We start from the raw sequence: 14,414 nt of genomic DNA on the forward strand, positions 1-14,414 counted from the left end.
TGCTCCTTCCGGGAGTCAGCCGCTATCGGGCGATCGCCTTGACGGGCATCGACACGAGCCCGTTGATCCAGTTCGAGTGGAGGTGGACCAGGGGTCCGGTCAGTTCGAAGGCCGCGTACCGGCGGGTCAGCTCCTCGAACAGCATCCCCAGCACCAGCCGGGACATGGGCGCCCCGATGCAGTAGTGCGGCCCGCCGCCGAAGCCGAGATGCCGGTTGGGGCTGCGGCGGATGTCGAAGGTGAACGGGTCGTCGAAGACCGCCTCGTCGCGGTTGGCCGAGGCGACCCAGGCCGCCACCCAGTCACCGGCCCGGATCGTGACGTCGCCGAACCGTGCGTCGGCGGTGGCCCGGCGGACCAGGTGGTGGGTGGGCGAGGTCCACCGGATGCCCTCCTCGACGAGGCCGGCGCGGGCCTGCTCGTCGTCCAGCAGCGGCCACAGCTCGGGCCGCTGGATGAGCGCGAGCAGCGTGTGGCTGGCCACGTTGGGCGTGGTGGTGTTCGCGCCGAGGATGAAGCTGTAGCAGTTGAGCAGGATGCGCCAGTCGTCCAGCGGCTTGCCCCGCCCGGACATCGAGTCGGTGATGCCGATCAGCACCGAGATGAGGTCCTCGCCGGGGTTCGCGCGGCGGTACCGGACCAGCTCGCGGAAGCAGGCGAAGATGTGGTGGTGGGCCAGCCGCAGCGTCTGCGCGGTCGAGTTGCCCAGCGCGTACGCGGGGTCGTCCGGGGCCACACACGCCCCGGCCCACAGCGCGATGTCGTCCCAGTACCGCTCCGGGATGCCCATGAACTCGCCGGCCAGCACCATGGGCAGCCGGCGCATCAGGTGCCCGAAGTCGACCTCGCCGGACTCGCACGGCCGCAGCAGCTCGACCACCCGGTCGCGGATCGCCGGCGACCGGCGCTGCACCACCGCGTGCCCGAGGGTCCGCATGGCCGGCACCCGGATCAGGGCGTGCTCGGGCGGGTCGGTGAGGGTGATCGTCTGGCCCCGGCGGTGTCGCCGACCCCCACCGAGGCGAGGATCGTGCCCTCCTGCGAGCTGAACGTCCGGTGGTCCTTCACCACCCGCTCGCAGTCGGCGTACCGGGTGAGGCACCAGAAGCCGGTGTCCGACCCGCGGTCGTGCCACCAGACCGGGGCCGCCACCCGCAGGGTGCGCCAGGTCGGGTGCAGGTCCCGGGTGCGGAAGCCGGCCGGACCGTACAGGTCGATGTCGGCCAGCTCGACCACGGCGTCCTCGGGGGGAGCGGTCAGTTCCACGGCGGTCAGCTGACCCGGCTCTGGACCAGCTCGCCGTCCACCGCCGCGGCCAGCTCACGGATGGTGGGATGCGCGAAGAACTGGCCGGCGTCCAGCCCGATACCGAAGCGGCGCAGCCGCTCCAGCATCGAGACGCTGCGCAGCGAATCCCCACCGAGCAGGAAGAAGTCGTCGTCGACGCCGACCATGTCCAGCTCCAGCACGTCCGCCCACGCCTCCGCCAGCAACTGCTCGGTCTCGGTGCTGGCCGGCTCGTACGGCGGCAGGAAGGTCAGCTCGGCGCGGGCCAGGAACGGGTCCGGCAGCTGGCGGCGGTCGGGCTTGCCGTTCGGGTCCAGCGGCAGCGCGTCCAGCACCGCGAAGGTGGCCGGCACCATGTACGCGGGCAGCTTCTCGCCGAGCCAGTCGCGCAGCGCGGTGACGGTCAAGACCTGCTGCGGCGCCGGTACGACGTACGCGGCCAGCCGCTTCTCCGCGCCGGCGCCGGCGACCGCGACCACCGCCGCGGCCCCGATGTCGGGGTGGTTGAGCAGGGTGTTCTCGATCTCGCCCAGCTCGATGCGGAAGCCGCGGACCTTCACCTGCCGGTCGATGCGGCCGCGGAAGTCCACGGCCCCGTCCGGGGTCAGGCAGCCCAGGTCGCCGGTCCGGTACATCCGCCGGCCCGGGACCGGGCTGAACGGGTCCGGCAGGAAGCGCTCGGCGGTGAGCCCGGCCCGCCGGTGGTAGCCGCGGGCCACCCCGAGCCCGCCCACGTAGATCTCGCCCACCTCGCCGGCCGGCAACGGAGCCAGGTCCGGGCCCAGGACGTGCAGGGACATGCCGGCAAGCGCGGTGCCGATCGGGACGGAGGCCAGGTCCGGGGCGTCCGGCTCGGGCGGCGCGATCCGGTGCAGCGAGGCGTAGACCGTGGTCTCGGTGGGGCCGTAGGCCGCGAAGACCCGGCAGCTGGTCCGGGCCGCCGCCTGGATGTGCTTGCCGGACAGCACGTCGCCGCCGGTCAGCAGGCGGCCGACGGAGTTCAGCGCGGCCAGGTCGTGCTGGGCGAGCAGGTGGAACAGCCCGGTGGTGAGGAACAGCCAGTCCGGCTGCCAGCGGCGCAGCTGCGCGCCGAGTTCGGCGATGCTGACCTTCGCGTCCAGCACCACCACCCGGCCGCCGCGGCAGAGCGCCCCCCAGATCTCGTAGACCGAGGCGTCGAAGGCCGCGGACGCCAGGTGCACCACCGTCTGCCCCGGTTCGACGGCGATCCGGGGTTCGTCGTTGATCAGGCCGAGCACGCTGGCGTGATCCACGATCACCCCCTTGGGGATGCCGGTCGATCCGGAGGTGTAGACGACGTACGCGGCGTTGGTGGTCGCGACCGGCGCGGCGGGCGGCGGCCGCAGCTCGGCGTCGGCCAGCCCCTCCAGCTCGTCGAGGGCGACGACCTCCACCGCGTGCCCGGCCAGGCCGGCGGTCCCGGCCCGGTCGGTGAGCACGAGCTTCACGTCGGCGTCCTCGATGATGAGCGCGCGCCGTTCCTCGGGGTAGTTCGGGTCCAGCGGCACGTACGCCCCGCCGGCCTTGAGCACGCCGAGGAAGGCGACCACCATGTCGGCGCCGCGGGGGAGTGCCACCGCGACCCGGGTCTCCAGGCCGACGCCGCGCTCGCGGAGCACGTCCGCGAGCCGTCCGGCGCGGGCCTCAAGGTCGCCGTAGCGCAGCGTCGTCCCGTCGGCCTCGATCGCCGGTGCGTCGGGCCGGGTGCGGCTCTGCCGCGAGACGAGCTGCTGGATCGTTCCCTCGCCCACCTCAATCACCACCTACTCGGATATGCAGGTCGTCGGGGTCGTCGGCGCTCGCCGGCGCGGCGGAGAGCCAGCGCCGCAGCGCCTCGCGCAGCACGTCGGGACAGCGCAGGAAATCGAGGTGTTCGCCGATGAGCAGCTCGTGGGTGACCTGCTCGGCGCATTCGCTCCAGCCCGGTGTCACCAGGTCGGGCGGGACGACGGCGTCGTCGGTCCAGGCGACCACCGTCACGGGCAGCGGGATCCGCCGGTCCGGGTCGAACCGGTAGCCGCGCTGCACCTCCAGGTCGGTGCGCAGCACCCGGGCCAGCAGTTCGGCCATGTCGGGCCGCATCGCGGCGCCGGCCCGGGCGAACAGCGCCGACACCTCGGCGACCAGGTCGACGGTTTCCAGGTCGACGAAGTTGAGCCGCCCGTACAGGCCGCGCTGCGGCGCGCCCCAGGAGGAGGCGATCAGCCGCTCGGGCAGCCGCAGTCCGCGCCGGTTCAGCTCGTCGATGGTGTCGAGCGCGAACGGCACCGCGCCGCAGTGGCCGGCGAAGTAGTAGGGCCGGTCCAGGTACGGCGTCAACGCGTCGGCCAGGTCGGCCGCGAACGCGGCGTGGCTGCGGTGCGGCTCCTCGCGGGTCCGGTTCTCCCGGCCCGGCGGCTGCAACGCGCAGACCTGGACATCGTCCACCATCCTCGGCCAGGGCCGGTAGGAGGAGGCACCGACGCCCGCGTACGGGAACAGGAACAGCAACCGGTGCTCGGGTGCGGGCGGCGGCACGAACCAGCGTCGGTGGGATGATGCGTCGCCTGCACTCATTTCCGTCCTCTTCATTCGAGTTCGGCTGGCCCGAATCTATGAGGCGGGCTGACGCACTGTCCTGTCACCGGAACCAGGGGCCGGGGTCGGGACGCCGCCACCGACGACCGTCGCCAGCAGCTCCAGCAGCTCGGCCGGCGCCTCTGTGAACCGGTGGTGGCCGCCGTCGAGCAGCACCGCCGTCGTCTCGCCGCCGCAGCGGTCCCAGCCGCCCATCGTCGAGAAGGGAACGTCGTGGTCGGCGTTCCATCCGATCGCGCTGATCGGGCAGGGCAGGCGCATCGGGTCGGGCAGCACGTACCGCCGGTTGGCCTCCACGTCGGCCCGCATCACCCCGAGGTAGAGCGCGATCAGCTCGTCGTGCGGAACGCCGCCCAGCTCGCGGACGAGCCGCTCGATCTCGCCGCTGAGGCCGGCGTCGTCCAGGTCGAGGAAGCGGCCGGCCGGCCCGTCCTGGGGGGCGATCTGGGAGGAGACGAAGAGCCGGGCCGGCGCCGGCAGGCCGGCGCGGACCAGTTCGGCCGAGACCTCGTAGGCGATCAGCGCCGACGCGCAGTGGCCGAAGAAGCCGAACGGGCGGTCGAGGTGGTCGGCCAGCGCCGGCACCATGTCCCGGGCCAGTTCCTGGTACGTCTCGAAGGTGGGCTCGGCGAACCGGGTCTCCCGGCCGGGCAGTTGCAGCGGGAGGAACTCCACGTCGCCGAGCCGGCGCGGCCAGCGCCGGTACATCCCGGCGCCGCATCCGGAGTAGGGGACGAGGAAGACCCGCCCGGCCGCCGTGGCCGACGGCTTGTGTGGCAGCCACCTGTTCCGCTGCCTCGGTGTGGGGGCATGAGCAGCCTTCCGTCACTGACCGACGACCTCACCGGCAAGCTACCAACGTCGCCGCGCCGGTCCCCGTCCCGGCTTCACGCGACATCGCCGGCCAACGGCCACCCCATACGGTTGCCGGACATGGACATCGCCACCGCCAAGCTCGAAGCCTGGATGCGCGACTACTACCACAACGTCGACCACGACATCGGCAGCAGCGGTGTGCGGGACATGTCGATGGCGGAGTTCGGCGCGCTGTGCGGGTTCGACCTGGCGGAGCTGAACCCGATGGTCTTCCACGACAGCGAGAGCTACGGCGGGCGGCGGCTGCGGGAGGCGCTGGCCGACCGGTGGGCCGGCGGCGACGTCGAGCGGATGATGGTGACCCACGGGTCCAGCGAGACGATCTACCTGGTGATGCACCTGGCCATCGAGCCCGGCGACGAGATCGTGGTGCTGGATCCGGCGTACCAGCAGTTGCACGACATCGCCGCCTGGCGCGGCTGCCGGGTGACCCGCTGGCCGCTGGACCCGGCCCGGGGGTTCGCCCCCGACCTGGAGCGGCTGCGCGAGCTGGCCGCGACCCGGCCGAAGATGATCGTGGTGAACTTCCCGCACAACCCGACAGGGGTCTCTCTCACCCCGGCGCAGCAGAAGGAACTGGTGGCCATCGCCGCCGAGGCGGGCGCCTGGCTGGCCTGGGACCACGCGTCCGGGGAACTGACCTACGCGGCCGACCCGCTGCCGCTGCCCTCCTGGTACGACCGGTGCATCGCCTGGGGGACGTTCTCCAAGAGCTACGGGCTGGCCGGGTTGCGGGTCGGCTGGTGCCTGGCGCCGCCGGAGCTGCTGCTGCGGATGGCGCTGCTGCGCGACTACATCGCGCTGTACGTCTCGCCGGTGCTGGAGTTCTTCGCCGAGCAGGCCGTCCGGCACGCCGACCGGATCGTGGCCATGCAGCGGGAGCACGCGGCGGCGAACCTCGCGCTGCTGCGCGACTGGGCCGCGCAACTGCCGGACCAGGTGCGGCTGCACCCGCCGGCCGGCGGGGTGAGCACCTTCGTCGAGCTGCTCGACCGGCCGGACACGACAGCGGTGTGCCGCCGGCTCGCCGAGCGGCACCGGGTGCTGCTGGTGCCGGGGGCGTGCTTCGGCGACGCCTACCGGGGCCACGTGCGGCTCGGCTTCGGCGGGACCACCGCCGAGCTGACCGCCGGGCTGTCCGCGCTGGAACGGGTGCTGCGCGAGCCGGACCGGTGACGGGGCCGCCGGTACCGCGCCGACCTCGGCGGGGTACCGGCGTCGTCGGCGTACCGGCGGCCGGGTGTGCGCGGCGGGTCCGGGACCGGGTGCGGCCGGCGGGTCCGGGACCGGGTGCGGCCGGCGGGTCCGGGACCGGGTGCGGTCGGCGGGCCGCCGCCGGGTCAGGCCGCCGGGGCGTCGGCGCCGTCGCCGACCTGCCGCCGCTTGCCGTCCCCGGGCGAGCCGCCGCACGGTACGCCGGGCGGGATGATCCGGCGCAGCGGCAGCGGCAGCTTGCCGTGGATGGCCAGCCCGATGCCCTTGATGCTGCGCCGCCGCTCCTTGATCTTCTGCGTGCTGGACCGCTCGCCCAGGGTGCGGATGATCAGTTGGGACAGCTCGTCCACCGTCGAATTGGCGAACATGTCCTGCAACGACAGGTTGATGTCGAACTCGTCGAAGATCTGGCTGGTCACCACGGTCGCCTGCAGCGACGAGCCGCCGAGGGCGAAGAAGCTGTCGTGGACGCCCACCTGCTCGACGCCGAGGATCTGCTTGAAGGTGCCGGCGAGCCGTTCCTCCATCGGCGAGCGCGGCGCGACGAACCCGCGCCGGACCGGCGCGGACTGCGGGTCGGGTGCCGGCAGGACGGCCAGGTCGTAGTCGCCCTCCTCGGTCAGCGGGAACTCCGCCAGGACGACGAAGTACTCCGGCACCATGTCCCGGGGCAGCTTGCTGAGCAACTGCTGGCGGATCGGGCCGCTGCCCAGGTCCGGGTCCGGGCCGGTCACGAAGCCGACCAGCACCGGATCGCCGTCCGGGCCGGGCCGCTCGATCACCAGCGCGTCGCGTACCTCTGGAATGTCGCGTAACGCCGCGACGGCCTCCACGGGATCGACGGCCGTCCCGCGGCCGTTCTGATCGGCACGGCTCACCATGTCGTCCTCGACTCTCTCGCTAGCCTGCAGAAACCTTGCCCACGAACTCCAGCGTCCCGTCCGGCCACCGCCGGCCCAGGTCGCCGGTACGCCGTTCGCCCACGCAGATCTCCGCCACCTCGCCCACGGCGGCCGGCTGACCGCCCGGGTGCCGCAGCCGGACCGGCCGGCCGGCCAGCCCGGTGCCGAGCGGCACCCGCAGCGGCGCGGTCTCCAGGCGCCAGTCGTCCGGCACCCGGTACGCCGCGACCGGCCGGCCGTGCGGCCCGGTCCGGTACGTCGCCACGATCCGGCAGTCCGGCGACAGCCGGCGCAGCGCCTCGACGTCGTGCGCGGTGAGGTTGCCGGTGTTGGCGACCAGGACGTGACGCAGCGCCGGAAGCTGTGTCCGGCCCGCGATCGAGCGCAGCAGCGGCGGGCTGGCGTAGACCACGCTGACCCGGTTGGCCCGCAGCCAGTCGGCCAGCGCGCCGGCGTCGTTGGTGGGGCGGTCGGCGAACAGCAGCGTGCCGCCGGCGTGCAGCGCGCTGGACAGCGCCGACATCAGCTGTCCGGGCGGGCCGGACAGCACCGCGAACCGGTCGTCGGCGCTCAGGCCCAGCCGCTGCACCGCCCAGTCGGTGCCCGGCTCGGTGTCGGCCGGTTCGGAGCCGGCGGGGTCGGAGCCGGCGGGGTCGGTGCGGCCCGGCGCGGTCCCGGGGCGGTGCCGAGCACGTCGGTGGAGTCGGCGTCCAGCACGAGGGAGCCCACCGGCACGTCGCCGCCCGGCTCGATGACCGACACCGGCCGGCCCGCCTTCGCGGCCCCGACGACCGCGGCGACGAAGGCCACCGCCGGTCGCCGGACCACCACCACCGGCCCGTCCTCGCGCGCGGCCAGCCGCCGCGCCACCCGGTCGGCGGCCCGGTCGAGCTGGGCGTACGTCCACCCCCCGGTGCCGTCGAGCACCGCCACCGCGCCGGAGCGGCGGGCGTGCGCGGCGACGGCGAGGTGCACCGGTGCCACCCGCTCCGGGTCCGCCCCGGCCGGGGTCGGCACGGCCGGGGTCGGCACGGCCGCGTGGGTCGGGTTTGCGTCGTCGGTCGGCTTGGCCCCGACGGGTACGCCCGCCTCGGCGGGGGAGGCCGCGGCGGTCGGCTCGGTGTCGGCCCCGGCCGGCTCGTCCAGCGGGTAGTCGAGGATGCCCCGGCCCGGATCGGCGATGGCCGCCCCGAGGAACCGGCCGAGATGGGTGCCGAGGGCGTCCATCAGGTCGGCCGGGAACCGGCCCGCGTCGTACTCCAGCACGTAGTCCAGTTCGCCCCGGACCTCGTTGGTGGTGAACACGAGATCGAAGCTCGGCGGCAGCGGCGGCGCGTCGACCGTGCCGAGCGTGATGTCGCCGAACCGTTCGATGGGCGGCACGTCGACCACGTTGAGCATTACCTGGAACAGCGGGGTACGGCGCGGGTCACGGGTCACCTTGAGGCGCTTCATGATGACGTCCAGCGGCGCGTCCGCGTGGGCGAAGCCGCCCAGGGCCACGTCCCGGACCCGGTCGAGCAGCTCGGCGAAGGTCGGGTCGCCGTTCAGGTCCACCCGCAGCGGCAGGGTGTTGATGAACGACCCGATCAGGCTCTCGGTCCCGGAGTCGGTGCGGTTGCTGATGGAGACCCCGACCACCACGTCCCGCTGCCCGGCCCAGCGCCCGAGCACGGTCGCCAGCATCGACAGCACCACCATGAACGGGGTGACGTCAAGGCTGCGGCACAGCTCCTTCAGCGCGGCGGTGTCCGCCTTGGACATCCGGCCGTACGCCCGGCCGCCCCGGGCCTGCCCCGGGCTGTGCGCGGTGGTCGGCATGGTGAGGGCGCGCGGCGCGCCGGCCAGGTGGTCGCGCCAGTAGTCGACCTGGCGGTCGAGTTCCGCGCCGGAGAGCCGCTCGCGCTGCCAGACCGCGTAGTCGAGGTACTGGATCGGCAGCTCGGGCAGGCCGGCCCGGACCGGGTCGCCGCCGGCCTGGTACAGCGCGCCCAGTTCCCGGACGAACAGGCCGACCGACGCGACGTCCGCGACGATGTGGTGCGAGATCATGCCGATCAGGTGTTCGGTGTCGCTCAGCCGGACCACCACGCACCGCACCATCGGCCCGTTGGCCAGGTCGAAGCCGGTGCCGACCTCCTCGGCCATCAGCCGCTGGGCGCGTTCCTCCCGGTCGTCCAGCGAACGGAAGTCCTCGATCCGCAGCCGCCAGTCCGCCGGCAGCGGGTCGACCACCTGGACGGGCCGGCCGTCGACGGTGGGGAAGCGCGAGCGCAACGACTCGTGGCGGAGCAGGATCGCCCGTACGCAGCGCTGCACCACGTCGAGGTCGAGGGGTCCGATCAGCCGCTGCTGCCAGCCGACGTTGTACGCCGGACCCGGCACCAGCTGGTCCTCCAGCCAGAGCCGTTCCTGGTCGAAGGAGAGCACCGGCTCGGCGTCGGCCGGCCGCGGGGTGATCACCCGGGCGGTCCCGGACCCGGCCGCCGTGCGGGCCAGCGCCGCCACCGTACGGTGCTGGAAGATGTCCAGCGGGGAGAGGGTGATGCCCTCCTCCTGCGCCCGGGAGACCACCATGATGGCCAGGATCGAGTCGCCGCCGAGTTCGAAGAAGTCGTCCTGCGCGCCGACCGTCTCGACCCCGAGGACGGCGCCGATGATCCCGGCAAGCTGGCGCTCCAGCGGGGAGGCCGGCTGCACGGGTGCGTCGTCCAGTTCCGGCCGCTCGCCGCTGGGCCCGGGGAGGCGGTCGAAGTCGACCTTCCCGTTGGAGGTCAGCGGTATCGCCTCGACCGGCACGTACGCCGCCGGAACCATGTACGGGGGCAGCTCGCTGGACAGGAAGCGGCGCAGTTCCTTCACGCTGGTCGCGGTGCCGTTGCTCGGCACCAGGTGGGCCACCAGGCGTTTGTCGCCCGGCGTCGGTTCGTAGACGCTCACCACCGCCTGCGCGATCTGCGGGTGCCGGCAGATCGCCGATTCGATCTCGGCGGGTTCGACCCGGAAGCCGCGGACCTTGATCTGCGTGTCCACCCGGGACAGGAACTCAAGGTTGCCGTCCGAGCGGCGGCGCACCAGGTCACCGGTGCGGTAGACCCGCTCGCCGGGGCGCGCCGGGTCCGGCGAGGCGACGAACCGCTGCGCGGTCAGCGCCGTGCGGCCCAGGTAGCCGCGGCCGACGCTGACCCGCCGATGTACAGCTCGCCGACGCCACCGGCGGGCACCGGCCGCAGCTCGGGGTCCAGGACGTGCAACTCGGCGCCGGGCAGCTCCGTGCCGATCGGCAGGTGCCGCAGGTCCTCCGGCGGCGCGTCCGGGGGCAGGTCGAAGAAGGTCGAGCTGACGGTCGTCTCGGTGATGCCGTACACGTGGGCCAGCGGCACGCCGAAGCGTTGCCAGGTCGCGAGCCGCTCCGGCAGCACCCGCTCGGCGCCGACGATGACCAGGCGCAGCGGTTCGGGCGGGGTGCGCCCGGTGCGGTCCAGGTCGCGTACCCACTCGTGCCAGTACGCGGCGGGCAGCTCCATCACGCTGATCCGGTCCTGCCCGATCAGCTCCACCAGGTCCAGCGCCGCCCCGGCCATCCGTTCGGGTGGGATCACCACGGCGCCGCCGGCGAGCCAGATCGGGAAGAGTTCCTCGACCACCACGTCGAAGCCGGGCGAGGCGAACTGGAGGAACCGGTCCCCGGCGTGCAGCCCGAGACGCTCGGCGACCTCGTGCGCGAACGCGTCGAGCGACCGGTGCTCGATCACCACGCCCTTCGGCCGGCCGGTCGACCCCGAGGTGTAGATGACGTACGCGGCGTCGGTGGGCGCGGGCCGCCCGCCCGGGTCGTGGTCGGGGCCGTCGGCCAGCCGGTCCGGGCCGTCCAGCAGCACGACCTCGGGTACGCCGGCACCCTCCGCCCGGTCGGCCAGCCTGTCGGTGCTGATCAGGACCGGCGTGCCGGCGTCGGCGAGCACGTACGCGATCCGGTCGAGCGGGTACGCGGGATCCAGCGGGAGGAACGCGCCGCCGGCCTTGAGGATGCCGAGCACGGCCACCGCCAGCGCCGGTGACCGGTCGACCAGGACGCCCACCGGGGTCTCCGGGCCGATCCCGAGGCCGCGCAGGTGGTGGGCGAGGCGGTTGGCCTGCCGGTCGAGTTCGGCGAAGCTGACCGCGACGCCGTCGCAGACCACGGCCGGCGCGTCCGGGGTGGTGGCGACGTGCCGCTGGAAGATGGCGCCGAATCCGGCGTCGGCGTCGGCGTCCGGCGTCGCGGGGTCGGCCGGGCTGCGCCGGTCGGCCGGGCTGCGCCGGTCGGGCGGGGTCCGCCGGTCGGGCGGGGTCCGCCGGGCCGGTGCCGGCTGCGGGCCGGTGCCCAGCAGCCGCACCTCGCCGATCCGCCGGTCGGGGTCGGCGACCAGCTGGTCCAGCACGTGCGGGAGCTGGGCCGCGAGCTGTTCGACGGTGCCGGCGTCGAACAGTTCGGTGCTGTAGTGCCAGTCGAAGTGCAGCGACTCCGGCGACGCCTGGACCACCAGGATCAGGTCGACCGTGATCGGTCCGGGGTCCACCGGTACGTAGCTGACCCGCACCCCGGGCAGTTCCAGCGCCCGGTCGGGACGCAGCACCGAGCCGGGCGCCGAGAGCACGTTGATCATCATCTGGATCAGCGGTGTCTGCGCGGCCTCGTCCGGGGCCAGCTCGTCGACCAGCCGGTCGAACGGCACGCTCTGGTGGTCGAAGGCGGTGCTGACCACCTCGCGCGCGGTGTGCAGGACCTCGCGCAGGGTCTGCCCGGGGGACAGCCGTACCCGCAACGGCAGGGCGTTGGCGAAACAGCCGATCAGCGGCTCGGTCTCGGGGCGCAGCCGGCCGCCCACGGCGGAGCCGAACACCAGGTCGTCCTGGTAGGTGTACCGGTGCAGCACGATCGAGCAGACGGCGAGCACCACCATCGACAGCGAGACGCCCTCGCGCTCGGCGAGGCGTTGCAGCGCCTCGGTCTGCTCGCGGCCCATCGTGCGCGTGTGGTGGTCGCCCGCGAAGGTACGGCGGACCCCGGGGGAGCGGTCGGTGGGCAGCGCCAGCCGGGGCGGGATGTCGGCGAGCGTCCGTTTCCAGTGCGCCAGTTCGGCCGCCATCCGCTCGTCGTCGAGCCAGGCCCGCTCCCAGGCGGCGAAGTCGCCGTACTGGATGGGCAGCGGCGGCAGGGCGTCGTCGACCCCGGCGCGTAGGGCCGGGTAGAGCGCGATCACCTCGCGCAGCAGGATGATCATCGACCAGGCGTCGGCCGCCGCGTGGTCCAGGGTGACCACGATGACGTACCGGTCCGGGGCCAGGCGCAGGGCGGTCGCCCGCAGCCGGTGCGGGTCCTCCGGCGGGAACGGGCGGACCACCTCGGCGTCGCACCGTTCGCCGATCGCGGCCTGCTGGGCGGCCTCGTCCAGCGCGCTGAGGTCCGCCACCGGCAGCGGCACCGGCCGTACCGGTTGCACCGTCTGGGTCGGCCGCCGGTCGACGATCTCGACGGTCGAGCGGAGCGCCTCGTGCCGGGTGATGATCGCGGTGAGCACCCGGCTGAGCAGCCCGAGGTCGACGTCGCCCTCCAGCCGCAGCGCGGCGGTGACGTTGTTGGCCGGCCGGAACTGCTCGACGGCCCATTCGCGCTGCTGTGCGAAGGAGAGCGGGGTGGGTCGACTCCGGTCGCGCGGCGGGATCCGGTCCGCCGACGCGGACGGGCGGCCGGCCCCCAGGCCGACGATGCGCGCCTCGAAACGCGCCCGCTGTTCGGGGCTCAGCGCCGCGATCCGGCTCTGCACATCGCTCACGACAGCTCCCCGCCGCCTCGGATCGTGCCGCCTCGGATCGTTCGCTCGCTCAATGTGGCAACTCCGTCCCCGAGACGAGTCTGGCTGCGCGTGCGCTCCCTGTCGGCTGCGCGTGCGCCCCGCGCCAGCGACGCTATCCACGAGGCAAAAGGACGTGCCTGGCCCTGGTTCATGTGACACGACCGGCGCCGTCCCGCGCACCTACCCTCCGGTCAGGCCTGTCGCGGGAGGGTGGCTCATGTCGACGACCGTCATCGATCTGGACGACCTCGACATGTTCGTCTCCGGTGATCCACACGTGGCCTGGTCATGGTTGCGCGAGAACGCGCCGGTGCACTGGAACCCGACCGCCGCCGGCGGCTACTGGGCGCTGACCCGGTACGAGGACGTCGCCGCCGTCTACCGGGACCCGGTCTCCTACTCGTCGAAGAACGGGACCGTGCTCGGCGGCTCCTACCGCAGCGCGACCGACACCGCCTCCGGCCAGATGCTCATCTGCTCCGACCCGCCCGAGCACCGCCTGCTGCGCCAGCACGTGCACAAGGCGTTCACCGCCCCGATGATGGACCGGGCCGGCGGGTACGTCCGGCGGTACCTCGGCGAGGCGCTGGACCGGATGGTCGCCGACGGCGGTGGCGACTTCGCCGTCGACATCGCCCCGATGCTGCCCGCCGGGCTGCTCAGCGCGATGTTCGGGATCGGCCGCGACGACGCCCTGCGCCTGCTGCGACTGACCCGCACGATGATCGGGCACCGGGACGAGGAGTACGCGGGTCCCGCCGCCGGCTCGATGACCCTGGTCGCGGCGCAGGTGGAGATCTTCGACCTGCTCACCGAGCTGCTGGAGCGGCGTCGCGTGGACCCGGGCGAGGATCTGGTGAGCATCCTGATCGCCGCCCGCACGAACGGGCGGGCGCTGTCCGAGAGCCAGATCCTGTACAACGCGCTGAACGTCGCGGTCGGCGGGGACGAGACCACGCCGTTCACCGCGTCGGCGATCGTCGAGGCGCTGATCCAGCACCCGGCGGAGGCGACCCGGTTGCTGGACCGGCCCGAGCTGCTGGACACCGCGGTCGACGAGATGTTCCGCTGGACCTCGACGAACGCGTACGTCGCGCGCACCACCACCCAGGACGTGACCATCCGCGGCGTAGCGATCCCGGCCGGGCAGACGCTGACCCTGTGGAACGCCTCGGCCAACCGCGACGCCGCGCAGTTCCCGCACGCCGACCGGCTCGACCTGGGGCGTACCCCCAACCACCACCTCGCCTTCGGGGTGGCAAACCACCGCTGCGTCGGCATGCCGGCGGCCCGGATGGAGATCTCGCTGCTGATGTCGGAGCTGGTGGACCGGGGACTGCGGTTCGCGCCGAGCGGCCCGGTCGACCGGCTGCGCTCGAACTTCATGCTCGGCATCAAGCACCTGCCGGTCACCGTGAGCTAGCTGTGGCGCCCGCCCCCCGGGGTGGTCCGTGCCCGTTGCGCTGCCGCTTACGGTCCGTCACCACCGGACCAGGATCGAACACATCTTTCGCAGCTATACCTGAGAGTCATAAAAATGACCCTCAGGTATAGCGCACAAAGGGCTCGTCGCGTCCAGCGAGGTCACCTTCCGTGACGTCGGCCAGCGCCGCCGGCCAGCGCCGCCGGCCGGTGACGTGCCGGCCCCGTGACGTGCCAGCCCGGTGGCGCTCCGGCCCGGTGGCGCGCGCCGGAC

Annotated in this window: 11 protein-coding genes; 2 read left to right on the plus strand and 9 right to left on the minus strand. The window is 73.4% G+C overall.

Translation table 11 applies throughout. The features are described 5' to 3' along the window. Positions 1-22: 22 nt before the first annotated feature. From CIK06_RS09045 to CIK06_RS09060, 5 genes are read right to left on the minus strand one after another with little or no spacing between them, the layout of a single operon-like run. Positions 23-937, minus strand: a complete 915-nt coding sequence (locus tag CIK06_RS09045; protein ID WP_198348153.1) for a cytochrome P450 — start codon at positions 935-937, stop codon at positions 23-25. Positions 938-951: 14 nt separating this feature from the next. Further along, a complete protein-coding gene (locus CIK06_RS29870) occupies positions 952-1,266 on the minus strand; it encodes a hypothetical protein (RefSeq protein ID WP_198348154.1) in 315 nt (104 codons plus the stop codon). Between the two features lie 5 nt (positions 1,267-1,271). Further along, positions 1,272-3,059: a non-ribosomal peptide synthetase gene (locus CIK06_RS09050; RefSeq protein WP_198348155.1), complete on the minus strand. Its 1,788-nt coding sequence runs from the start codon at positions 3,057-3,059 to the stop codon at positions 1,272-1,274. A gap of 1 nt (position 3,060) precedes the next feature. Continuing rightward, positions 3,061-3,864 carry a thioesterase II family protein gene (locus CIK06_RS09055; RefSeq protein WP_095564454.1) on the minus strand — a complete coding sequence of 268 codons (804 nt, stop codon included), beginning with the start codon at positions 3,862-3,864 and terminating at the stop codon, positions 3,061-3,063. A 36-nt stretch (positions 3,865-3,900) separates the two neighbouring features. Beyond that, entirely contained in the window at positions 3,901-4,593 is a 693-nt protein-coding gene (locus tag CIK06_RS09060) for a thioesterase II family protein (protein ID WP_095564455.1), read from the minus strand. Positions 4,594-4,818: 225 nt separating this feature from the next. Between CIK06_RS09060 and vioD the strand changes: the two genes are divergently transcribed. Beyond that, complete coding sequence (gene vioD, locus CIK06_RS09065; protein WP_095564456.1) at positions 4,819-5,937, plus strand: capreomycidine synthase; 1,119 nt, start codon at positions 4,819-4,821, stop codon at positions 5,935-5,937. A 164-nt stretch (positions 5,938-6,101) separates the two neighbouring features. On the opposite strand, the gene CIK06_RS09070 is transcribed toward vioD, so the two are convergent. The 4 genes from CIK06_RS09070 to CIK06_RS30750 form a co-directional block, all read right to left on the minus strand. Beyond that, positions 6,102-6,857 (minus strand): phosphopantetheine-binding protein, encoded by a 756-nt coding sequence (locus CIK06_RS09070; protein ID WP_095564457.1) that lies wholly within the window; start codon positions 6,855-6,857, stop codon positions 6,102-6,104. Between the two features lie 19 nt (positions 6,858-6,876). Continuing rightward, positions 6,877-7,467 (minus strand): hypothetical protein, encoded by a 591-nt coding sequence (locus CIK06_RS09075; protein ID WP_095564458.1) that lies wholly within the window; start codon positions 7,465-7,467, stop codon positions 6,877-6,879. Continuing rightward, positions 7,449-9,953 carry a condensation domain-containing protein gene (locus CIK06_RS29875; RefSeq protein WP_369916120.1) on the minus strand — a complete coding sequence of 835 codons (2,505 nt, stop codon included), beginning with the start codon at positions 9,951-9,953 and terminating at the stop codon, positions 7,449-7,451. Before CIK06_RS29875 ends, CIK06_RS09075 begins: the two co-directional genes overlap by 19 nt. A gap of 71 nt (positions 9,954-10,024) precedes the next feature. Beyond that, positions 10,025-12,697 carry a condensation domain-containing protein gene (locus CIK06_RS30750; protein ID WP_232534096.1) on the minus strand — a complete coding sequence of 891 codons (2,673 nt, stop codon included), beginning with the start codon at positions 12,695-12,697 and terminating at the stop codon, positions 10,025-10,027. A gap of 238 nt (positions 12,698-12,935) precedes the next feature. Between CIK06_RS30750 and CIK06_RS09095 the strand changes: the two genes are divergently transcribed. After that, positions 12,936-14,141, plus strand: coding sequence for a cytochrome P450 (locus CIK06_RS09095; RefSeq protein WP_095564460.1), 1,206 nt, complete (start codon positions 12,936-12,938; stop codon positions 14,139-14,141). Positions 14,142-14,414 lie beyond the last annotated feature (273 nt).

It is taken from the genome of Plantactinospora sp. KBS50, assembly GCF_002285795.1.
GTDB lineage: Bacteria > Actinomycetota > Actinomycetes > Mycobacteriales > Micromonosporaceae > KBS50.